Raw genomic sequence first — 21,536 nt, 5'->3', positions numbered from 1 at the left:
ATTAAATGACTGTCCAGACAGTCAAATAAAAAGGAGATCGACCATGTCCGAGGTAAACACGACGAAAAGGAACGCCACCATGTCCGACCACAGCTTCACCATGACGATCGGCGGCAAGGCTGTCGCCGGCGCCGCCACCTACACCATCGTCAATCCCGCCACCGGCCAGGTGGTTGCATCGGCGCCGGACTGCTCGCGCGACGAGCTGGAACAGGCCGTGGCGGCTGCCCGCGCTGCCTTTCCCGATTGGGCGGCGCGCCCGATATCGGAGCGCCGCGCGGTCTTGCTCGCCATGGCCGATGCGATCGATGCCAATGTCGACATGCTGGCCGGGCTGGTGACGGCGGAGCAGGGAAAGCCGCTTGCGCTCGCGCACTTCGAAGTGGGTTTCCTCACCTTATGGCTCCGCGAGAGCGCCCGTCTGGAGCTTCCGGAGATCGTCAACCAGGACGATGGGGAGCGCCGGTCGGTAACGCGGCGCATCCCGCTCGGGGTCGTCGCGGCGATCACGCCCTGGAATTATCCGATCGGGCAGAACGCGTTCAAGATCGGTCCGGCCATGCTGGCGGGAAACACCGTCGTCCTGAAGCCGTCGACGCTGACTCCGCTGGCCAATCTGAAACTCGGCGAGATCCTGCGCGATGTCGTCCCGGCGGGCGTGCTCAACATCATCTCCGGCACGGACGGCCTTGGGGAGTGGGTGACCTCCCATCCCGGTTTCGACAGGATCAGCTTCACCGGCTCGACGCGGACGGGACGCCTCGTCATGGCGTCCGCCGCCAGGCGGCTGACCGGCGTCACGCTGGAACTCGGCGGCAACGACCCGGCCATCGTCCTGCCGGACGTGGACGTCAAAGCCACCGCCGAAAGGCTCTTCTGGGCCGCTTTCGTCAACTCAGGCCAGCTCTGCCTGGCGACGAAACGCCTCTATGTTCACGCCGATATCTATGACGCTTTCGCGGCGGCACTGGCCGATTATGCGCGCGGGGTGGTGGTCGGCGATCCCCTGGCCGATGGCGTGCAACTCGGCCCGGTCTCGAACCGTCAGCAATATGACACCGTCGTCGGGCTCATCCGCGATGCCCGGGACAAGGGCTATCGCTTTCTCACCGGAGGAATGCCCGACACATCGGCGGCGGGGTTCTTCGTCGCGCCGACGATCGTCGACAATCCTCCCGAGGATGCGCGTATCGTTCAGGAGGAGCAGTTCGGGCCGGTTCTGCCGCTCCTGAAATTCTCGGATATCGATGACGTGGTGGCGCGCGCCAATGGGACTGACTATGGCCTCGGCGCCTCCGTGTGGTCGGCGGATGTCGACGCCGCCTATGCCATCGCCGAGCGTCTCCAGGCCGGGACGGTCTGGGTCAACGAGGTGCAGCACCTGGCGCCCGATGTGGCTTTCGGCGGGCTCAAACAGTCCGGCCTGGGAACGGAAAGCGGCCTGGCCGGCCTGCTCGACTTCACCGATGCCCAGACCCTGACCGTCAAGAGATAGCAGGAGGCGGGCAGCGGGAGCGATGACTTGCCCGATATGGACTTCATGATCGCAAATTCCGCGATCAAGGAAGAAGCGTCACAAGCCGGCTTCGAGGCCTTGGGGCGAAAATTAGCCTGAAAATTTCACCATTAAATGACTGTCTGGACAGTCAGAATCAAAGGAGAATTGATATGTCTAAAATATGGTTGGTTACGGGCAGCGGCTCGGGTCTGGGACGGGCAATTACGACCAAAGCGCTGGAGGCGGGTCATCATGTCGTCGCGACGGCGCGCGACGTGCGCCAGCTGGATGACCTGGTTGCGGCTTATGGCCCTCGCATAAGGGCGGCCCGTCTCGATGTTACCGACGAGCGCGAGAGCGTCGCCGCCGTAGAGCTTGCCCTCTCGGCTTTCGGACGCCTCGATGTTCTCGTGAACAATGCGGGATTTGGCGAGGCGCGGCCATTCGAAGAGGTTCCATCGGACGATTTTCGCCGTGTGGTGGAAACCAATTTCTTCGGTGTGGTGAACCTCACCCGGGCCGCCCTCCCAGCTATGCGCCGACAGAGGAGCGGTCATATCATCCAGATTTCGTCGTTCGGCGGGCGATCCGCCCTGGCGGGCAACGCTTCCTACATTGCCTCCAAATGGGCGGTGGGCGGCTTTACCGAGACGATCGCTCTCGAGACCGCGCCGTTCGGCGTCAAGGTGACCGCGCTCGAACCAGGCGGCATGCGCACGAATTGGGGCCAGCGCGCATTTGGCAGCGTGCCCGCCATGTTGCCGGATTATGATGCCTCGGTTGGGGAAACCGTCCGGCAACTCGAAGCCTATTGGGGCAATGAAGCGGGCGATCCCGAAAAGATCGCGCAGGTCGTCGTCGCGGTCGCTGACGCCGATCGTCTGCCGCCTCACCTCCTCCTCGGCTCGGACGCCCTCCAGGGAGCATTGGGCGCCGAAGCAGCGAGAAAGGCTGCTGACGAGCGGTGGAAGACCGTAAGCGCATGGACGGATGTGGCTTCCAATGGGCCGATGCCCGTTTTCCCTTCCGAATAGGCAGCGCCGGCATTGTCCGGTCAGACGGTCCAGGTCCAATCGATCGGATAGTTGAAAATCGGGGTGAACGTCACGCCGACCGCCTCCATATCCCTGCGGCCGTCGACGACCATCTCCTTCAACCGGTCCAGCTGTGCCGCATGCTCGTCGGTGTCCCAGACACTGACCTGCACGATCGAGCCCTTGGGCGAGATGCCCGCATAAAAGTGCAGGAGCCCCGGCAGCCGTCTGATGGCCGGGATGATGTATTCCGAGGTCTTCCTGCTCGCGGCGTCGACCTCGGCGAACCGGCTCGGGTCGAAACCGGCGCGCGAGACGCGGACGACGGCGGTTGCCGGCAATGATTCGGGCCTGGTGATTCTGTCCGTCATGGGGATCCTGTCTCCCGGCAATTACGGCAGGGAACCCGCCCGGGTCCAGCCTGGGAGGCTTGTGGCAGCAAACGGCGGCGGCCCATGATATCCCTTTCGAGCAGTCCGGAAGGCCAATGTCGCCCGTGTCGCTATCGAACTACTCTACCGTAATCGCGCTGCCTTGCGGCGCTATGGCGCGGATCGTCGGCAATACCGCTTCGCGCAGCGTCAGCGACTGGCTGGGACAAAAGCGGCAGGTGCCGTTGAATCGCACCATGATCTCGCCATCGGGGGCGACCGTGCAGGTCAAGCCGCCGCCATCCGCTTCCATGGCTGGCCTGATCCGATCAAGCGCCGCATCAAGCAGTTCCTGCAGGTCCGAACTCATGATTCCCGTCAGCCTTCAAATCTTGCCCAGTTTGACGATATATTCAAACTGTTCGAAGAGGTCGCGAATGGTCAGTTGATCGTTAGTCGAGAAGCCCAACATATGAGGCGCGACCAAGTCTCGTCTGATGTTACGGACCTCGTCCTTCGTATTTTCTTTCACTGGATTTGAATTCAATGGTAAGAATAGAGGTGTTACTATTATTGCAGATTTTGAATTGAAAAAACAATAGTATCCTGGCAGAGTTTCATAATTTACTTCAATATAATCTTCACAAAGCTTTCCCTTTATATCCGCTGCCTCTTTATCGGCTCCCTGGATCTCATCGTCGCCAATGAATTTTCCGTTAAACTTGTTTATCGGGCGTCCCTCGAAATTCCTGTGCCAATGCTCCAAGCTGCTGCAGCTTTGGGTCAGAATTCTGACAACATGTTCGTTGTTGGCATCGGTTTGCAGGATTGCGTCCTTCATCCGCACCCAATTCTTGTGTTTCGCGAGAAAGCCGATCGCCGGCGTATAGGCGATAATGTGTAGCTTGTCCTCCACCGAGGAGTGCATCGCCAGATCATGAACCCGGTCGATCAAGGATGGGAAACCAAAGATTCTGTTGTGAAAGTCATGAAGCTGCCGGATCGACATGTAGAATCCGACCAGCCCAAGCGTGGTCACAAAAAAAGCGATGAGACCGTTGCTCGAAGCCTTGTTCAAAAATTCCACGAACTTGGCAGTGCTTAGGAAATATTCCTTGTCGCCCCATAGGTTCGCGATCATTTGTACCGAAGACAATAGCACTAACGGCGCGGCAATAATCACCAGGGAGCGCACCACGCCTTTTGTCGTGAAGACGGTAGACAAGCTGACCTTCAGATCGTTTCCGAAATGGCCCCAATGAATGAGGAGAACTGCCATTGCGCAACCGATGCCGAGGCCTGTCAGGAAGCCCGGCGCGCCCAGAAGATTGCTCAGGCTTACCCCGCCATACGGATATTGGGCGGTATTGAAGATTATGGCCACGCTGAGCACGGCCGTCACCATCGCGACGAGGATGATGACGCCGGCTGCGGCGAACGTTACCCATAAGGGATTGCGACCGCTGCGGGAATTGAACATCGCGGCAAGGCCTCCGCGGGCCAGCATGGAGGCCGGCCGCGCCTTTGTCTTCGCTGCGGTCCGCGGGGGCTTCATGGATGTACCGCCGCGCATCGAAATCCAACGTTCGGCGCGCCACGCTCGGCCTGAAACGCGCCGCGGTTCGAGCAGCGCAGTCGGAATGCCTGCTGGACATTCCATGCGCCGCCGCGTCGGACCTTCAGGCCCATTTCCCGCCCGCTATCGTCGGCGACGGCGTCGTTCCCGCAATATACCGCATAGGCATTCGCGACATAATCATCCGCGCACCATTGCCAGACATTGCCGACAAGGTCGCGCACCGGCCGATCCAAATCGAACGAGCCGACCGGAGACGTGCCAGGGCCACTTCCCCAATGCCGCCCCGCGCCGCACGTCGACGACAGGTCCGATGAATTGATCCAGGGAAAGGTGTTCCGGCCCGCGAGAGCCCGCGCCGCGAACTCCCATTCAGCTTCCAGGGGAAGGCGCTTTCCTGCCCATTCGGCGTAGCGCGCGGCGTCGTTCCAGCTCACCTGGACGACAGGATGATCATCCCGGTCACGCGTTGCGAAGCTGCGCCAATCGAGGCCGGGGATATCGCGAAAAGCTGCGCCGTCGAACCCCCAGCTCGATCCAATCCGTTCCGCATCGGATCTATACCCCGAGGCTTCGGCGAAGAGCCTGAACTCGGCATTGGTGACGAGATCGCGGTCGAGCGCGAAGGGCTCTACGAAATGTCGGTGGGAGGGCGCCTCGGCCGGGGCGCCGTCGTCGCTACCCATGTCAAACCAGCCGCCCTCGAATCGTGCGCTGGATGGCTGGTTCAGGGGCGGCTGGAAATCAGGATAGGCTGACATGTTCGTCCCCATATAGAGCCATGATTCTGTTTTTCGCCTGATCGGTACCGTTCAGCAGGAGCTGATCCTTTTCGAAATCGCCCACGATCATTCCGTCGCGCAGGACAATCATCCGGTCGGCCACGTTCAATGCATCGTTCAAGTCATGCGTTACCATGATCAAGGTCAGTTGATTGTCCCTGAGCAACGTTTCGATCGCTCCGATTAACCGATCCTTGGCGAGGAAGTCCAATGCAGAAAACGGCTCGTCGAGCAGCAATATATCGGCCCCACCAAACATTGCCCGGGCCAGTGCCACCCGCTGTCGTTGCCCGCCCGAGAGTTGATAGGGATAAGCGTCGGCCTTTGATCGCAGGCCAATCTGGTCCAGCAGGCGAAGTGCCTCGCCCCGCGCGTCGACCCGATGCGGGTGTGCCAGGATGATGTTGGAGGTCACGGTCAGCCAGGGCAACAATTTGAGATCCTGATAGACAATGCCGAACTCACCGTTCAGCAGGCGTTCGCCCGACACTGGAACGGCCCCGGTGATTGCGCGCAGCAACGTCGTCTTGCCGCAGCCCGAAGGCCCCACCAGCGCGATTGATTCCCCCGGACTCACGCTGAGGCTGGCATCGCGCAACGCGATGAAGTCGCCAAAGGCCACCGATACCTCCTTAAGCCGGATCGCGACCTGGTCCTTAGCGGCCGGCATAGTGAAGGAGCTTGCCGCTGAGGGCGGTGATCGCCGCGTCCGTCGCGAGTCCCGCGACCCCAAGGACGAATAGTGCCGCAAGCATCAGGTCTGTCTGGTAGGCGAATTGGGCAATCGAGATACGATAACCGAGTCCGCTGGTCGCGCCCGCCAATTCGGACACAAAGACCATGATGAAGCTGGTGCCGGCTGCAAGCCGGATGCCGGGTACAATCGACGGCAATGCGCCCGGCAGCATGATGCGGGTGAGATAGAAAAAGGGTGAGAGGCGCAGGTCGATCGCCAGTTCACGCAGTGATTTGTCCACCGTCTTGCCCGCCTGCATGGCGGTTATCGCGATTGGAAAGACGCAAACGAACACAGCGGTCCCAAGCTTGGCGTTCCAGCCAATCCCGAACCACAGGACGAAAAGCGGCAAGAGCGCGACCGGCGGCAACGAGCGGATGAACTGGACCGGGGGATTCAGCATGGCATGGACGGGTCGCAACAGTGCAAGCGTCAACCCCAGTCCGATCCCGATGGGCGTCGCGATGATCAAAGCGAAATAGGCCCGAGGCAGGCTCTCGAGACAATCAGCGATCAGGCTACCGCTGCGCACCCAGGCAATGAACGCAGTGCCGACGCGCTGGATCGGTGGGAAAAGCCCCGGATTACCGATCTGTGCGGCCGCGATCTGCCAAATCAGCAGCGCCAAAGCCGCTCCGAGGATGCCCAGGGGGGCACGGCTGCGGCGCAACCATATCCAAAAGGGCTCCGGCATCAAGGAACGTAGCGGGTCGAAACCGCTTTCTTGAAATCCGGTACGACGAGCGAAGCCCCGCCAACCTGCGTCTGGTTAAATTCCGCTTCCTGCATCCAGAGGGTCCGTAGACCGGCCGGGTCGAGCGTCACGCCAAAATTCAGCTTCGGCCAGAGCTCGTCGAGAATCTTCGGGTCGATCGCGGTTTTCTTCTGAACGATCCGCTTGGCTTCGTCGGGGTGTTGCTCAATGAAGGTTTCGGCTTGGCGCAATGCGTTGACGAAACGGGCCAGTCTGGGATCGTTACCCGCTATGGTGGCAGGTGCCGCGACGGCAATATAATGCTGTCGATATACCTTGGGATCCGGGAACACGCACGCACTGGCACCCAGGAGGCTTTCGGCCTTGGCAGCCGCTGGATCGAAAACGGCTATGCCATCGACTGCGCCCGAGGAAAGCGCCGGCACCATTTCCGGGGGCGCATAGGATACAAGGTCGACCTGATTGAGCGGCACGCCGGCGGCGCGAAGAAAGGTGTAGGAGAAATATTGCGGGCCGCCGCCGAACGAGGTCGCGATCTTCTTTCTGCTGCCGTTGAGGAAATAATTGGCGGGGTGGGCCTTGTCGCATTTCGCGTCCTTGACGACCATGCGTACCTCGTCCCGGGAATCGCGGATCACCTCGGCAAAGGCGGTGAGCTTCAGGCCCTGGAGCAGGGCAAGACCCGTCGGCATGTCGCCCGCCACCGCAACGTCCAGTGAGCCGGTCAGAAAGGCTGCGAGCGCGAGCTTTCCCGCCGGAAATTCCTTGAGATCGACATTTTGGAAAAGATGGCGCGCATCCGCCACAATGATCAGCGCCATCGCTGGCGACGTCTGATAACCAACAGTCAATCGCGGCTGCGCCGGTTTCGGTGGATTTTCCGGCGGCCTCAGCCACATCCAGGCTACCACGGCAATTAACATAGCGAGTAGCGGAAGCAGCCAAATCCAGAGGCGCAACTTGCCTCCGGCCGCGTTGATTTGGTCAGCCATTTTGCCCCCTTACCCCGGATACGGGGACTTCTTTATCCTTTGGAATTGGTCCCGTCGATAGCCACATTGGCGCTTCTAACAAACGACCTTGCGCAAATTCCGAGCTGTTACGGCAGAGTTCACCTGATTTCCAGAACGCAAAGTCATTCGCGTTATGCACGAGGTGTGCATCGCGAATTGAAGAGGGCGATGGAACTAATTGGAGCTAATCGCGAATCATGGACCGTGCACTTGGCCGGGCTCAGACGATTGACGATCTGGGGGAGAGGTTGCAGCCCTGAATCCCGCTTTTGGGGGTGGGACGAAATCGCGGACTTGCTCCAGATCAGGCATGTTGTCCGACTTTAGTGTGACAGTGATACAACACACGTGGAAAAACGTCATAATTCCGTCATTTCGGAGCGTTTCCTGTGTTGCGCTGCAGCGGAGAATCCCTAATTCCGCGCCACCGCCGCAGAGCGGACCAAACCCACAGGGGAATTTCATGAACACCAAGTTTCTTTTCGCCTCCGTCGCAGCGCTCGTGATCGCCACCCCGGCGATGGCGCAGGACGAGGCTCCCGAATTCAAGGGCGGCGCGCGCGTCGAGGCCCGTATCGGCGTCGACGACGTCGTGCTGAGCGTCGAGGACGAGAGCGGCTCGAAGGTCGGTCTCAGCTATGGCGGCGAGGTCGGCTACGACTATGTCACCAAGTCGGGCTTCGTCATCGGCGCCTATGCCGGCATCGACGGATCGACCACCAAGGATTGCACCGAAGTGTTCGGCAATGACGAGGCCTGCCTGAAGGCCGGCCGCAACATCACCGCGGGCGTGCGCGCCGGCGGCGTGGTGCGCAGCGGCCTGCTGTACCTCAAGGGCGGTTATTCCAACGGCCGCGCGACCATCTCGTACCGCGACAATGTCGCGCCGGCGAACAACTTCTCCGCGAGCGGCAATCTGGACGGCTGGCATGTCGGCGCAGGCTATGAGCTGCCGATCTCGGCGAACACCTATGCCAAGATCGAATATGTCTTCACCAACTACAGCACCAATGACGATGATTTCGGCATCGATGCCGATCTGCAGCGTCACCAGGGCCTGGTGGGTTTCGGTTTCCGCTTCTGATCTTCGGATCGGTTGAAAGACAGGGAAGGGGCGGCAGCGATGCCGCCCCTTTTCTTGTCGGCGCGAGCAACGCGGGAATGCTGGAGACCGACCGGCTCTATCGGATCATCGGCCATGACGGGCATTTGCCGTTCGTGAGGAAGGAGATGATCGCGCTGGTTCCGTTCGGGGGTCTCATGACGGCGGTGCTGGCCTATGCCGCCGCCGCCCGGGGCGCGGCGCGCGACGTGAAGCTGGCCCTGGTGACCGTGGTCCTGAATCCGTCCGGTCCGCTGACGATCTCGACCACGGCATTCAGTTGCTTGGCCAGCGCCTTGATGATGGTGGTGCCGAGGCCGGTTTCGCCGGGCAGGGATATGGCGGCAGTCTGGCCGACGCCGTTGTCCGAAACCGTCAGCTTCCAGTCCGCATCGTCCCGCTCGTAAAGGACCAGCACGCGCGCATCGGGCTTGCCGCTGGGGAACGCGTATTTGATGGCGTTGATCGCGAGTTCGGTCACGATCAGGCCCAGGCTCACCGCCGTCGCCGACTCCGCCATGCCGTGGTCCGCCCTGACCTCGATCGCGATCGGGCTGTCTTCGCCGATCATGGACGCGCTCAGGCCAGCGCACAGCTTGGACAGATAGGGACCGACATCGATCTGGGCGATGCCGTCGTCGGTATGCAGGTGATCCTGCACCGTCGCCACCGACATGACGCGCAGATGGGCGTCCTTGAGGTGCTTGCGGGTTTCGTCGGAGGCGACCGCGCGCGCCTTCAGCAGCAGGATACTGGCAATGATCTGAAGGCTGTTGGCGACGCGGTGCCGCATTTCCTCGAGCAGCATCTGCTTCTGGCCGAGCAGATGCTCCGCGCGCGCCAGGAGAGTCGCCTTTTCGCTCTCGATCGACCGGTCGGCGGTGACGTCCTGGAAGGCAAGCAGGATGGTGATCGCCGGGCTGTCCTCGTAAATGACCTTGCGCGCGTTCAGCAGCATGATCCGCAGGCCAAGGCCGGGAAAATCGTGCGCGACCTCGAACCCGTCCATCGCGACACGATCGGGGATGATCGTTTCGAGCAGGTGGCGAAGCGCGGGGATGTTCCACTGGCCGTCGCCCAGCGCGAACAGCGACCGGCCCTGGGTATCCGCCGCATCGACGCGGAAGACCTCGTAAAAGGCGCGGCTCGCCGCCAGCACGCGAAAGCCCTCGTCCAGGACCAGGAAGGGCTCGGGGATCGTGTTCACGATGGCGAGCGCAAGAACCTGCGCATCGTGCGCGGTACGAAACGGGTCTAACACGACGAAGTCGCGATATTGTGGAGCGCATTGAGGGTCACGAAAGAGCTCCGCTTGCAGGCGAGAGCACGCGGGTCTCCCGGTCACATATGCCTGCGCGGCCGATCAGTGATGCGCCGGTATAGCAGCTATCGCGGGCGGGCCCTAACGATGCATGGGTGCGGCGGGACTGTTCCTGGGAAGGCGCCTTGTGGGCGATGGCGCCCGTTCTCACTCCTCCAGGCTATGATATTTCCGCAGCACCGGCGGTGGCGCGGCCAGCCGGGCGAGCTGGGGGGCGAGGTCCTTGGGCGGGATCACCACTTCGACCAGTGCCGGCACGTCGGTCAGCCCGCCGATCTCGGCGAGGGCGGTGGCGAGCTGGTCGGTGGTCTTCACGCGGTAGCCCTTGGCGCCGAACGCCTTGGCGAGCGCGAGATAATCCCAGTCGGGCAGTATATCGAAGGGCGCGAATGCACCCTCCGGCGTGAAGGCCTTGATGTCGACGAAGGCCTGCTCGATCGCATAGCCCTGGTTGCTCATCACGAACACCACGGCGGGCAGTTTCGCGCGGGCGAGGCTCGATATCTCCTGGCAGATCATCATGAAGCCGCCATCGCCGGCGATCACCCAGGGCCGTTTGCCCGAGGCCAGCGCCACGCCGAGCGCGCAGCCGGTTTCGTGGCCGAGCGAGCCCCAGGCGGCCTGCGCCACGAAGCTGTCGCGCGGCAGGCCCATCAGGTTGCCCCAGACATAGAGCGAGGTGCTCTCGCCCAGGATGAGCACGCTCTCGTCGATCAGCTTCTCGTGCTTCAGCCAGCGGGAGAACTGGCGGTAGAAGATGTTGTAGGTGAGGCCGTGGCCCGCCGCCTTTTCCGCGGTCTCGTCGGTGTCCTCGGGCAGGTCGGGCGCCTCGAAGCTGCGCGGGAAGGCGTCGTCTTCCTCGAAACGGGCGACCAAAGCCGCGAGGAAATCGGCGAGGGTGATCTGCGCGAAATAATCGATGCCGACGCGCGTATCCTCGTCGTTGCACGAGACCATGTCGGCATAGCGCGCGGCCATGATGTCGAGATAATCGTCCGTGATGATCGCCCCCAGCGCGACCGGGCAATCGCACGCGCCCATGATCGTGCGGGTCAGCGCGGGCGAGGCGGGCCCGGCATAGGTGCCGATGAATTGCGGCTGCGCTTCGTCGAGCACGGTCTTGCCGAGGCTGGTGGTGGTGAAGGGCAGGCCGCTGACATCGACCAGCTTCTGCGCGAGATCCTGCAGGCCGAAGCGCTGGATCTCGACGCCGAACCACAGCACCGGCTGCTCGGCGCTGAGGATGCGGCCCCAGGTCGCGGCGATCGCCTTGGCCAGATAGGTCGCGTTGCTGGTCTGCGGCACCGGGCAGAGCGTGCCGACCGGATCGGCACAGGCCTGAGTCCAGACATTCTGCAGCACCTCGAGATAGATCGGGCGGCGGAAGGTGAGCATCGCGGTGATCGCGCGGTCGATCTGGGCGGGGGCGAAATCCGGGTCGGAGACGATCTCCGACGCGACGGTGACATGGGCGAAGAGCTTGGCGTTGACCTCCACATCGCCGGTCGAATGGTGGAACAGGATCTGCTGCTGGCGTTCGAGCAGGCGGTTGTTGGTGGACGGGCTGGCAGAGATGATCGCGACGGGCACGCGTTCCACCCAGGAGCCGGCGGCGCAGTTGAGCGCGCTCATCGTGCCGACACCGTATTGCACGCAGGCCGCGCCCACGCCCTTGAAGCGGGCATAGCCGTCCGCCGCATAGCCCGAGCCGAGTTCGTTGATGTTGGGCACGCGCTCGATCGCGGGATCGTCGTCGAGCGCGTCGAGGAAGGGCGAGGCATAGTCGCCGGGGACGGCGAAGACGTGGGCAAGGCCGGCCTGTTTCAGGCGGGCGAGGATATAGTCGGCGACGTTCATTTCAGCCCTCCTCGACGGCGCAGAGGCAATTGGGGGTGATCGACGAGAGCATCGTCCCGCAATCGAAGCAGGGCAGGCAGGCGTCCAGATCGGTGCCGCATCCCGTGCAGGGATCGCCGGGCGGGCAGGGGTTGGGCATCAGCGCATAGCTCGGGTCGAGCCAGGTCGGCGGCTTCATGCCGAAGAAATCCTGCAGGGTGGATTCAGCGATGTCGAGCGCGCCTTCGACCCAGCCCTGGCCGAGCGAATAGGCCTCGCCGACGATATGGATGTCGTGTTTCGCGACGGGTTTGCGCATCTGGCACATGATCTGGTCGAGGCGGAAATTGGCCTTCCATTCGTGCCAGCCGCCGCCGTACGGATCCTCGTTCCAGGTGTGATAGACCGCGGCATAGGGATCGGGGATCTGCGGCAGGGCATGGACCTGCGCGACCTGGCGATTGGCGACGTCGACCATTTCCGCGGTGGCGCGGAAACCGGTCTTGGGCCCGAGCGGGAGGACGTTTTCCACGCCGCCTTCGAGGCAGGCGGGGCGATAGCCTTCATAGGCCTTGCCGCGTTCGAGGCCCTTCCAGAAGGGCACCGTGCCGAGATCATTGTAACTCGCCATGAGCAGCGAGTTGAGGAAGGGCTCGCCGCTCGGTTGCTCGCCCTCGGTGCCGAAATAATAGACCTGGCGGACGGGGAGGTCAGTGACCGAACGGCCGGCGACGAGGCCTTGCGAGCGCCACCAGGGGGTCTCGTAGGCGAGCAGCAGCTTGAACGCGCTCTGGATGAGGACGGAAGGGATGTTCTTCTTGAGCCAGGGGTCGTCGAAGAAGTCGCTCTTGATCAGTTCCAGGCTGCGGCGCGGCATGGCGAGGATCAGCTTCTTGCAGCGGACCTTTACGACCTTGTCGTCGTCGCGGTCGCGGGTCTGTTTCTCGTCGTCGGTATGGGTCTGGCGGAAGATGAGGGTGTAGGGCCAGTCGCCGGTGCCGAGGACGATCTCCTCCAGCCGGTGGTTCATGAAGAGGCGCTTGCCCTTGGGCGTCTTGCCGGGGAATTTGTCGTTGAAGTCCCGGGCGAGGGTAATCGGGAGCTGGTCATACCCTTCGGCCAAAGTGAGGAACTGGGTCTCGTCGCTATATTCGGTGGCGGGAAGCTGAGTCACCGCGCAGGCATTGGCGACGTTCGCCTCGTAGCCGCCGGCGTCGCGCATGAACTGATAGCCCTCATTGGAGAGCACGCGGAACATCAGGTCCCAGAAGCCGTATTTCCACATCGGCTTGCCGAACACCTTGACCTGCATCTGCTGGCACAGGCTGAGATTGGCGAAGCCGGGATAGAGGTTGTTCATCACCTGCACCTGCAGGTTGGTCGGGCCGAGGCCGCGTTCGGACCAGGCGAGGTTGTAGGGGACCTTCTCCGGGTCATCGAGCTCGTGCAGCCGCAGATGCTTGCCGCGCAGATAGAAGAGGTTGCAGTTGGAGCCCACGGGCGCGGGCGCGCCCATCGGGAAATCCTTGGTCTGCAGGTTGAGGTGCTTGACCAGGTCGGCGACCATGATGTGCTGGGTCGGGATGTAGCGCATGCCGCCGAGCTCGGCCTTCACATTGGGCAGGCCGGGCAGGGTGGTGGTGTAGAGCCGCCCGCCGATCCGGTCCGAATATTCGAACAGACCGATCGCCTGCTTGTCGCCGCGGTCCTGCTGGAGCCGCCATGCGCTGTACGCGCCCGACACGCCGCCGCCGACAATCGCTACATCGAGATCCATGTGACCCTCCCCAAAATCAGGCACGACGGGGCACGCGTTCTCGACGGGTGTCGAGCCGCTGATACCTTCCCTGTGCCGAACGAAGGGAAAGGCTAGCGCTCGGACATTGGGGTGTAAATCTGGCGGCGGCCGGAGACGAAACCAAACTGAGGCTAGTTGGCGAGCAGGCCCTCGAGCATCGCCCGGAGCGCTGCCACCGATTTTTCCAGCGCGGCCTCGGGATCGTCCGCATTGGCGATCCATTGCGCGGCATAAGTGGTGCCGCCGGTGATCAGCCGGGCGACCGCCTCGCCGTCCAGCTCGGCGGCGATCGTGCCTTCCTCCTGCAACGCATGGATGCTGGCGGTGATCGAGGCGACGCAGCCCTGGGCGCTCGGCCAGGTCGACGGATCGCCGAGCACGGCCGGCCCGTCGCGCAGCACGATGCGCTGGATCTCGGGCTCGATCGCCATCTTCAGGTAGCCGACATTGTCGTCGATCAGGCCCTGCCAGCGCGTCGGCGCCTGCGCCGAGAGCTGGTTGAGCCGCTCGGTCATCTCGGCGTCGATCTGCGCGACCACGGCCGCCATCAGGCCCTTCTTGTCGCCGAAATGATGGTAGAGCGCGCCGCGTGTCAGCCCGGCGGCGGCAGTGAAATCGTCCATCGACGCGTCGGTATAGCCGATCGTGCCGAATGCCGCGCGGCCGGCGGCGATCAGCTTGGCGCGGGTTTCAGCGATCATCTCCTTGCGCGGGCGATGGGCCATGCTCTGCTCCAGTTGCATACGTACCGTATGTCAATTGACATACGCGATGTATGCTATTACCTCGACGTTCATACGCCATGTATGTCATTTATGTAAGTGGCGCGGCGGAGAAATCGAGGACCCCATGGCCAATCCGTATCGCAAGATCTTCCAGGCGCGGGGTACCCTGGGTTTCGCCGCCGCGGGTTTCGTCGCGCGGTTGCCGATCGCGATGGCGCCGATCGGGCTGGTCGCCATGCTCTCCCAGACGCGCGGCGAATATTGGCTGGCGGGCGCGGTGGCGGCGACCTTCGCGCTGACCAACGCGTTGCTCGCGCCGCAGATCTCGCGGCTGGTCGACCGGCTCGGGCAGGCCCGGGTGCTTGTCCCGGCGACTCTCGTCTCGGTGCTGGCCTTTGCGGTGCTGATCGTGGCGGCGCATCGCGACTGGCCGAGCTGGACGCTGTTCGCCTCGGCGCTGCCGGCGGCGGCGATGCCGAGCATCCCGGCGATGGTGCGGGCGCGCTGGACCGAGATTTTCCGCGATACGCCGGAGCTTACCACCGCCTTCGCGTTCGAATCGGCGGCGGACGAGCTGGTCTATATCGCGGGTGCATCGCTGTCGGTCGGGCTCAGCGTTGCCCTGTTTCCCGAGGCGGGCATGCTGGCCAGCACGCTTTTCCTTGCCTTCGGGTCGACCGCTTTGATCCTGCAGCGCGGGACGGAACCGAAGGCGCGGCCGGTCTCGCGCGAGCATCGCGGATCGGCGATCCTGCTGCGGCCAGTGCAGATCGTTACCTTTGCGTTGATCTTTATCGGGGCGATCTTCGCCACGGCCGAAGTGAGCGCGGTGGCGATCACCAAGGAACTCGGCCAGCCCGGTGCCGCGAGCCTGGTCATCGGCGTCTATGCCGTGGGATCGTTCGCGGTCGGGATCGTCATCGGGGCGCTGAGGCTGACTCTGCCGCTGCAGCGCCAGCTTGCCATCGCGGTCGGCATCACCGCGCTGACGACCCTGCCCTTGCTGCTGGCCGACAGCGTGATGTGGCTGGCGCTGGCGGTGTTCCTGAGCGGGGTGGCGATATCGCCGACCTTCATCACGGCGTTCGGCCTGGTCGAGCGACATGTGCCCGAAGCCAAGCTGACCGAGGGCGTGACCTGGGTGACGACCGGGATCGGCATCGGCATGGCGCTGGGGTCGTTCGCGGCGGGGCTGACGATCGATGCGCTCGGCGCGCGGAACGGCTTCTGGGTCTCGGTGGCCGCGGGCACGATCGCGCTGGCGACGGTGCTGCTGGGGCAGCGAGTACTCGGGCGATCCGTCGTTCGCAGTTAGGTCGGGGCTGGTACCGCTACCATTTTTTGGTTAGACCTCTCAAAAAATGCGGAGAGGGATCTCATGAAGTTCAAGCTGTTGGTGGCGGCCGCGTCGGTTTCGTTCCTCGTTACCGGCGCTGCCGTCGCGCAGGATGTGCCGGCGACTCGCAAAGCGGGCGGCAATGTCGAGCAGCGCGCGGCGGCACTGGTCGCGAAGATGACCCTGGAGGAGAAGGCGGCGCAGCTCGGCCATACCGCGCCCGCCATCCCGCGGCTGGGCGTGCCGGCCTATAATTGGTGGAACGAGGGGCTGCATGGCGTCGCGCGTGCCGGGATCGCGACCGTGTTCCCGCAGGCGATCGGCATGGCGGCGACCTGGGACACCAACCTGATGGGAACGGTGGCCGATACGATCGGCACCGAGTTCCGCGCCAAATATGTCGAGCGGGTGCACCCCGACGGCAGCACCGATTTCTATCGCGGGCTGACCGTGTGGTCGCCCAACATCAACATCTTCCGCGATCCGCGCTGGGGCCGGGGGCAGGAGACGTACGGCGAAGATCCGTTCCTGACCGGGCGGATCGGCATCGCCTTCATCAAGGGCCTGCAGGGTACCGATCCCGATTATTACAAGACGATCGCCACCTCGAAGCATTTCGCGGTGCATAGCGGGCCGGAATCGAACCGGCACCGCGAGGACGTTCACCCGAGCGCGCATGATCTGGAGGACACCTATCTCCCCGCGTTCCGCGCGACGGTGACCGAGGGCAAGGTCCAGTCGATCATGTGCGTGTACAATGCGATCGACGGGGTGCCGGGCTGCGCCAACGACTTCCTGATGAACCAGCGGCTGCGCAAGGACTGGGGCTTCAACGGTTATGTCGTGTCGGATTGCGGCGCGGCGGCGAACATCTATCGCCCGGACAGCCTGCATTATCGCAAGACGCCGGCCGAAGGTGTTGCGGTTGGTTCCCAGGCGGGCATGGACCTGATCTGCGGCGATTACCGCAACCATATGACGACCGATGCGGACTCGATCGTCGAGGCGGTGAACAAGGGGCTGCTGCCGATCGCGACGGTCGATCGATCGCTGGTGCGGCTGTTCTCGGCGCGCGTCCGGCTCGGGTTGATCGATACGCCGGTCCGTCCCTTCGCCAATATCACCGCGGCGGACAACGACACCGAGGCGCACCGCGCGCTCTCGCGCAAGATGGCCGAGGCGTCTTTGGTGCTGCTGAAGAACCAGAGCGATTTGCTGCCGATCAAGGGCGCGCCCAAGACGATCGCGGTAATCGGGCCGAATGCGGACTCGATGGATACGCTAGTCGGCAATTATTACGGCACGCCGTCGCGGCCGGTGACGGTGCTCGACGGCATCCGGGCGCGTTTCCCGCAATCGACGATCGTCTTCGCCGAGGGGACCGGGCTGGTCGGCCCGGCCGAGCCGGCGGTGCCGGACAGCGTGTTTTGCGTCGATGCCGAGTGCAGGACGCCGGGGCTGAAGGCGGAATATTTCGCGGGCACCGATCTGGAGGGCGCGCCGGTCGAGACGAAGACGCAGCCCAATGCCGCGATCGAGTGGACCGGCGACAAGGCGGCATCGGCACGCTGGACCGGAACGATCGTCGCGCCGGAGAGCGGCGAGTATCGTTTCCGCTTCGCGAGCGAGAATGGCTACCGCGTGACTATCGGCGACACGGTGGTGGTCGACGAATGGGGCGTGGGCGATGCGCCATCGATCCTGTCGGGGGCGATCACGATGGAGAAGGGCAGGAAATACCCGATCCGGGTCGAGGGCTTCCAGCGCGGCGCGCGCGGCGAGCAGCATCTGGTGTGGAGCACGCCGAGTCAGAATGGCAACGATGCGGTCGCCGCGGCAAAGTCGGCCGACCTGGTGGTGTTCGTCGGCGGCCTCTCCGCGCGGATCGAGGGGGAGGAGATGAAGATCAAGGCGCCGGGCTTTGCCGGGGGCGATCGCACCAGCCTCGATCTTCCGGCGCCACAGGAAGCGCTGTTGAAGCGCGTGCAGGCGGTGGGCAAGCCGACCGTGCTGGTGCTGATGAACGGCAGTGCGCTGAGCACCAATTGGGCCGATGCGAACGTGCCGGCGATCGTCGAGGCCTGGTATCCGGGCGAGGAGGGCGGTGCTGCCGTCGCGGGGCTGTTGGCGGGCGATTTCAGCCCGGCCGGGCGGCTTCCCGTCACCTTCTACAAGAGCGCCGAGCAGCTTCCGCCGTTCGAGGATTATGCCATGGCGGGGCGCACCTATCGCTACTTCAAGGGCGACGTACTGTACCCGTTCGGCCATGGGCTGAGCTATACGAGCTTCGGCTATGCCAATCCTCGGGTCGAGACGAAGGGCACGGTTTCCGTGTCGGTCGATGTGACCAATCGCGGCGCACGGGACGGCGACGAGGTGGTGCAGCTGTATCTGTCGCATCCGGGCGTTGCCGGGGCGCCGGTGCGGGCGCTCGAGGGCTTCCAGCGCATCCATCTGGCGAAGGGCGAGAAGCGCACCGTGACCTTTGGGCTCGACGACCGGGCGCTGAGCGTCGTGGACGACAAGGGCGAGCGCAAGGTCGTGCCGGGCACGGTGGATGTGTGGGTCGGCGGCGGGCAACCGGTGTCGCGGTCGGGCATGGCACAGGCGGCGGGCGTGAAGACCAGCTTCAACCTGACCAGGTCGGCGGTGCTGCCGAAATAGCGAATTGCCGCTGGACGAATGAAACGGGGTTTCCCTAAACTCCCCCCGGCAAGAGGGGATCGATATGACGGCCGTGCTCAAGATCGTCGACGAGGTTTTCGGCACGGGGATGGGAGATCGCCGGCCCGCGCTGGAACTGAGGCTGGTTTCGGAGCGGATCACGGCGCGGGAGCTGATCCGCCGCCGCATCGCCGACGAGGTGCAGACGGTCAACCGGCGCAATATCGATCATGCCGCCGGCCATGTCCGTACCCGATCCTTCCTGATCCAGCTCGACGAGGACGCACCCGAGGCACGACTCAATGGCGGGACCGTGCGGCGATCCCGGCCGAAGCTGTTCGACGAGCAGGCAGAATATGACCGCGCCATCGAAGCGTTCGAGAAGAACCAGTTCATCCTGCTGTTCGACGAACGCCAGATCGAACGGCTCGACGACGACATCGCGCTGACCGGCGATAGCGAAGCGGTGTTCCTCTATCTGACGCCGCTGATCGGCGGATGATGGGGATCATCGGGCGGATCGTCGGCTTGCTGGGCGGCGGCGGGGACGGGCAGGCGCCGCGTGGCGCGAACGAAACGCCACGGCTGGACGGGCTGCCCATGTCGACCGAGGCGGAGCGGGTCGTTGCGAAATTATGCGAAGAGGCGGTCGCCGTCCGTTCGGGCACGTACGGCGCGGTCAAACTTTCGGACCTTGCGTCCTGGGAGGCGCTGAAGACGGGTTCCGATGCCTTGCAAGTCGAGGTCGCGCTGGCCTCGATCATTCCGCGTGAGCATGGCAGCTACATCCATACGCCCAAGTCGTGGACGGTGAACGAAACGCGCAAGACCATCGCGTCGCAGCTCATGCGCAAGAAATTGCCCTTCACGGGCGCGCACCTGGCCGGGTTGGTCGAGCAGTGCGCGGCATATCCCTATTCGCTGCAATACGGCATGCCGGCGCCGTCGATCCTCGGTGCGGTGGAGCGGTTCCTCGAGGGACGGGCGCCCGATGGGGTGCTGCGCAAGGCGATCGAGGTGCTGCAAAGCCGCCTGGTGCGGGATACCGCGCGAGCCCAGCAGACCAAGTTCGATGCGACCATGCTGGCGCGGGTTGCCGCCTTGCTGGAAGGAGGCGGCGTGGACAAACGCGCGCTGCCGCCCGGGGCCTTTGCCGCGACGGTTATGCCGGTGGTGGAAGATGGCAAGCATGGGGATGCGTGGCGCGCGCTGCTGGTCCATGCCGCCGGTGCCGGCGACAAGGCGAAGCCCGCGGCGAAATGGCTGGCCGAGGGAAAGGCGCTGGTCGCCGCGATCGGCACCGACGTGGCGGCGGCGAAGCTGGTCGAATGGATGGAGGCGACCACGCCCGATCCCGCCCGGCCCGATGCCAGCCTGGACATGCTGAAGGGCTTGATCTGGCTGTCGGCGGCGTTCGACGCGGTGCGGCTGGCGGGGCCTGTCGGGCGTTTCGCGGAGAAATGCTTCCGCAAGGTACCTGGGATCGGGGCGCGATCGGTCAAGCTCGGCAATGCGGCATTATGGACCCTCTCCGAGACGGTGGACGGGGAAGGCGCAGCGGCCGAGCTGTTCAGGCTTCGCGCGAAACTCAAACTGCCGTCGGTGCAGAAATTGCTCGATGCCCGGCTCGCCGAGCTGGCGGACAAGATGGGCAGCAGCGTTGCCGTGCTCGAGGATGGTTCGCTGCCCGATTTCGGCCTTTCCGCCGACGGCACGGCGATTTTCCCGTTCGGCGAGGTTACCGCCACGCTGGCGCTCCAGCCGGACGGAGTCACAGTGGAGTGGCGCGGGGCGGATGGGCGCTTGCTCAAGGCCCCACCCGCCGTGGTGCAGCGCGACCACAAGCCCGGGCTCGCCGCGTTCAGGCAGGCGGTGAAGGATGTCGAGGCGGCCCGCGCCACTCAGGCGATCCGGCTGGAGCAATCCTGGCAGGAGCAGCGGCGCTGGGATGTCGCGGCATGGCGGCGGACCTTCCTCGATCATCCGCTGCGCCGGCAACTCGCGCTGGCGCTGATCTGGCGGTTCGACGGCGCGGACGATCCCGTCACGGCGATGCCGCTGGGCGAGGGGCTCGTCACGCTTGCCGGCGAGATCGCGCTTCCCGAGGCGGGCACGGTGCGGTTGTGGCATCCGCTCGACAGCGATCCGGCCGACGTGCTCGTGTGGCGGCAGAAGATTATCGATCGGGAGCTGACTCAGCCGATCAAGCAGGCCCACCGCGAAATCTATGTGCTGACCGATGCCGAGCGGCGGACGGGCACCTATTCGAACCGGTTCGCGGCGCACATCCTGCGCCAGCACCAGTTCCGTGCCTTGTGCCAGGCGCGCGACTGGCGGTTCGAGTTCCTGGGCGGGTGGGACAATTGGAACGTGCCGCACCGTGCGCTGCCGCATCACGGACTGCGCGTCGAATACAGCGTCGAGGCGGTCGATAACGACGCGCGGAGCGATGCCTATGTGCCGCTCCATCTCGCCACCGACCAGGTGCGCTTCGTCGATGAGCGCGGGCCGGTGCCGCTGGAGACGGTCGAGCCGATCCTGTTTTCGGAATGCCTTCGCGACGTCGACCTGTTCGTCGCGGTCACCAGCGTCGCCAACGATCCGGGCTGGACCGATGGCGGGCCCGATGGACGTTTCGGCGGTTATTGGCGGGAATGGGCCTTTGGCGATCTCAGCCAGTCGGCGGAGACGCGGCGTGCCCTGATCGCGGCGATCGCGCCGAAGCTGGCGATCGCGGACAGGCTCCAGATCACCGAGAGGTCGCTGGTCGTGCAAGGCAAGCGCCAGAAATATGCGATCCATTTCGGATCGAGCAACATCCAGATCCTGCCGAGCAACCGCTATCTGTGCATCGTGCCGGGGCGGAGCCCGCAGGAAGCGGACAAGATCAAGCTGCCCTTTGCCGGCGACAGCCTGTTGTCGATCATCCTGAGCAAGGCGTTCCTGCTGGTCGACGAGACGCAGATCGAGGATCCGACGATCCTGGCGCAGCTTTAGGGTTTGCCGCGGCGTGTGAGCCGGTGCGCCGC

The 21,536-nt window shown here is 63.8% G+C and carries 18 protein-coding genes; 7 read left to right on the top strand and 11 right to left on the bottom strand.

Annotation, left to right across the window (positions count from 1 at the left end; translation table 11 throughout):
• Positions 1-43: 43 nt before the first annotated feature.
• Both AC1RT8_RS16540 and AC1RT8_RS16535 read left to right on the top strand, forming a co-directional pair.
• Positions 44-1,495, top strand: a complete 1,452-nt coding sequence (locus AC1RT8_RS16540; protein WP_493076748.1) for an aldehyde dehydrogenase family protein — start codon at positions 44-46, stop codon at positions 1,493-1,495.
• Between the two features lie 173 nt (positions 1,496-1,668).
• A complete protein-coding gene (locus tag AC1RT8_RS16535) occupies positions 1,669-2,532 on the top strand; it encodes an SDR family NAD(P)-dependent oxidoreductase (protein ID WP_493076747.1) in 864 nt (287 codons plus the stop codon).
• Between the two features lie 20 nt (positions 2,533-2,552).
• Here the strand turns inward: AC1RT8_RS16535 and AC1RT8_RS16530 are convergent, their stop codons facing one another.
• The 7 genes from AC1RT8_RS16530 to AC1RT8_RS16500 all read right to left on the bottom strand — a co-directional run bounded on the left by AC1RT8_RS16530 (position 2,553) and on the right by AC1RT8_RS16500 (position 7,704).
• The gene (locus AC1RT8_RS16530) at positions 2,553-2,873 is read right to left on the bottom strand and encodes a hypothetical protein (RefSeq protein ID WP_493076746.1); all 321 of its coding nucleotides are present in this window, start codon (positions 2,871-2,873) and stop codon (positions 2,553-2,555) included.
• A 169-nt stretch (positions 2,874-3,042) separates the two neighbouring features.
• Entirely contained in the window at positions 3,043-3,273 is a 231-nt protein-coding gene (locus AC1RT8_RS16525; protein ID WP_493076745.1) for a NifU family protein, read from the bottom strand.
• Positions 3,274-3,288: 15 nt separating this feature from the next.
• Positions 3,289-4,458, bottom strand: coding sequence for a hypothetical protein (locus AC1RT8_RS16520; RefSeq protein ID WP_493076744.1), 1,170 nt, complete (start codon positions 4,456-4,458; stop codon positions 3,289-3,291).
• Complete coding sequence (locus AC1RT8_RS16515) at positions 4,455-5,240, bottom strand: formylglycine-generating enzyme family protein (RefSeq protein WP_493076743.1); 786 nt, start codon at positions 5,238-5,240, stop codon at positions 4,455-4,457. Before AC1RT8_RS16515 ends, AC1RT8_RS16520 begins: the two co-directional genes overlap by 4 nt.
• A complete protein-coding gene (locus AC1RT8_RS16510) occupies positions 5,224-5,883 on the bottom strand; it encodes an ABC transporter ATP-binding protein (protein ID WP_493076742.1) in 660 nt (219 codons plus the stop codon). Before AC1RT8_RS16510 ends, AC1RT8_RS16515 begins: the two co-directional genes overlap by 17 nt.
• Before the next feature lie 34 nt (positions 5,884-5,917).
• Entirely contained in the window at positions 5,918-6,625 is a 708-nt protein-coding gene (locus AC1RT8_RS16505; protein ID WP_493076741.1) for an ABC transporter permease, read from the bottom strand.
• 65 nt (positions 6,626-6,690) lie between these two features.
• Positions 6,691-7,704 carry an ABC transporter substrate-binding protein gene (locus tag AC1RT8_RS16500; RefSeq protein ID WP_493076740.1) on the bottom strand — a complete coding sequence of 338 codons (1,014 nt, stop codon included), beginning with the start codon at positions 7,702-7,704 and terminating at the stop codon, positions 6,691-6,693.
• A 484-nt stretch (positions 7,705-8,188) separates the two neighbouring features.
• On the opposite strand from AC1RT8_RS16500, the gene AC1RT8_RS16495 reads away from it, so the two are divergent.
• Positions 8,189-8,809 carry an outer membrane protein gene (locus tag AC1RT8_RS16495; RefSeq protein WP_493076739.1) on the top strand — a complete coding sequence of 207 codons (621 nt, stop codon included), beginning with the start codon at positions 8,189-8,191 and terminating at the stop codon, positions 8,807-8,809.
• Between the two features lie 193 nt (positions 8,810-9,002).
• On the opposite strand, the gene AC1RT8_RS16490 is transcribed toward AC1RT8_RS16495, so the two are convergent.
• From AC1RT8_RS16490 to AC1RT8_RS16475, 4 genes are all read right to left on the bottom strand, one after another.
• The gene (locus AC1RT8_RS16490) at positions 9,003-10,088 is read right to left on the bottom strand and encodes a sensor histidine kinase (RefSeq protein WP_493076738.1); all 1,086 of its coding nucleotides are present in this window, start codon (positions 10,086-10,088) and stop codon (positions 9,003-9,005) included.
• A gap of 207 nt (positions 10,089-10,295) precedes the next feature.
• Positions 10,296-12,005: an alpha-keto acid decarboxylase family protein gene (locus AC1RT8_RS16485; protein ID WP_493076737.1), complete on the bottom strand. Its 1,710-nt coding sequence runs from the start codon at positions 12,003-12,005 to the stop codon at positions 10,296-10,298.
• Position 12,006: 1 nt separating this feature from the next.
• Complete coding sequence (locus AC1RT8_RS16480; RefSeq protein WP_493076736.1) at positions 12,007-13,761, bottom strand: flavin monoamine oxidase family protein; 1,755 nt, start codon at positions 13,759-13,761, stop codon at positions 12,007-12,009.
• A 152-nt stretch (positions 13,762-13,913) separates the two neighbouring features.
• A complete protein-coding gene (locus tag AC1RT8_RS16475; protein ID WP_493076735.1) occupies positions 13,914-14,507 on the bottom strand; it encodes a TetR/AcrR family transcriptional regulator in 594 nt (197 codons plus the stop codon).
• Positions 14,508-14,631: 124 nt separating this feature from the next.
• Between AC1RT8_RS16475 and AC1RT8_RS16470 the strand changes: the two genes are divergently transcribed.
• The 4 genes from AC1RT8_RS16470 to AC1RT8_RS16455 all read left to right on the top strand — a co-directional run bounded on the left by AC1RT8_RS16470 (position 14,632) and on the right by AC1RT8_RS16455 (position 21,504).
• Positions 14,632-15,822 (top strand): MFS transporter, encoded by a 1,191-nt coding sequence (locus AC1RT8_RS16470; RefSeq protein WP_493076734.1) that lies wholly within the window; start codon positions 14,632-14,634, stop codon positions 15,820-15,822.
• Positions 15,823-15,885: 63 nt separating this feature from the next.
• On the top strand, positions 15,886-18,507 hold the full coding sequence (locus AC1RT8_RS16465) for a glycoside hydrolase family 3 protein (protein ID WP_493076733.1): 2,622 nt from the start codon (positions 15,886-15,888) through the stop codon (positions 18,505-18,507).
• A gap of 64 nt (positions 18,508-18,571) precedes the next feature.
• Positions 18,572-19,009, top strand: coding sequence for a hypothetical protein (locus AC1RT8_RS16460; protein WP_493076732.1), 438 nt, complete (start codon positions 18,572-18,574; stop codon positions 19,007-19,009).
• On the top strand, positions 19,006-21,504 hold the full coding sequence (locus AC1RT8_RS16455) for a DUF4132 domain-containing protein (RefSeq protein WP_493076731.1): 2,499 nt from the start codon (positions 19,006-19,008) through the stop codon (positions 21,502-21,504). The genes AC1RT8_RS16460 and AC1RT8_RS16455 overlap by 4 nt, the downstream gene beginning before the upstream one ends.
• The last annotated feature ends 32 nt before the right edge of the window (positions 21,505-21,536 follow it).

The organism is Sphingomonas sp. GW821-FHT10F11, from assembly GCF_058809095.1.
The sequence above is the reverse complement of the archived record's forward strand: the minus strand, read 5'-3'. Positions and strand labels throughout refer to the sequence as shown.

Bases quoted from the DNA above. Each gene is read 5' to 3' on its own strand.
- AC1RT8_RS16500 (WP_493076740.1), bottom strand. From the start codon at position 7,704: ATGGCTGACCAAATCAACGCGGCCGGAGGCAAGTTGCGCCTCTGGATT.
- AC1RT8_RS16455 (WP_493076731.1), top strand. From the start codon at position 19,006: ATGATGGGGATCATCGGGCGGATCGTCGGCTTGCTGGGCGGCGGCGGG.
- AC1RT8_RS16540 (WP_493076748.1), top strand. From the start codon at position 44: ATGTCCGAGGTAAACACGACGAAAAGGAACGCCACCATGTCCGACCAC.
- AC1RT8_RS16515 (WP_493076743.1), bottom strand. From the start codon at position 5,240: ATGTCAGCCTATCCTGATTTCCAGCCGCCCCTGAACCAGCCATCCAGC.
- AC1RT8_RS16480 (WP_493076736.1), bottom strand. From the start codon at position 13,761: ATGGATCTCGATGTAGCGATTGTCGGCGGCGGCGTGTCGGGCGCGTAC.
- AC1RT8_RS16535 (WP_493076747.1), top strand. From the start codon at position 1,669: ATGTCTAAAATATGGTTGGTTACGGGCAGCGGCTCGGGTCTGGGACGG.
- AC1RT8_RS16470 (WP_493076734.1), top strand. From the start codon at position 14,632: ATGGCCAATCCGTATCGCAAGATCTTCCAGGCGCGGGGTACCCTGGGT.
- AC1RT8_RS16520 (WP_493076744.1), bottom strand. From the start codon at position 4,458: ATGAAGCCCCCGCGGACCGCAGCGAAGACAAAGGCGCGGCCGGCCTCC.
- AC1RT8_RS16495 (WP_493076739.1), top strand. From the start codon at position 8,189: ATGAACACCAAGTTTCTTTTCGCCTCCGTCGCAGCGCTCGTGATCGCC.
- AC1RT8_RS16485 (WP_493076737.1), bottom strand. From the start codon at position 12,005: ATGAACGTCGCCGACTATATCCTCGCCCGCCTGAAACAGGCCGGCCTT.
- AC1RT8_RS16475 (WP_493076735.1), bottom strand. From the start codon at position 14,507: ATGGCCCATCGCCCGCGCAAGGAGATGATCGCTGAAACCCGCGCCAAG.
- AC1RT8_RS16525 (WP_493076745.1), bottom strand. From the start codon at position 3,273: ATGAGTTCGGACCTGCAGGAACTGCTTGATGCGGCGCTTGATCGGATC.
- AC1RT8_RS16465 (WP_493076733.1), top strand. From the start codon at position 15,886: ATGAAGTTCAAGCTGTTGGTGGCGGCCGCGTCGGTTTCGTTCCTCGTT.
- AC1RT8_RS16460 (WP_493076732.1), top strand. From the start codon at position 18,572: ATGACGGCCGTGCTCAAGATCGTCGACGAGGTTTTCGGCACGGGGATG.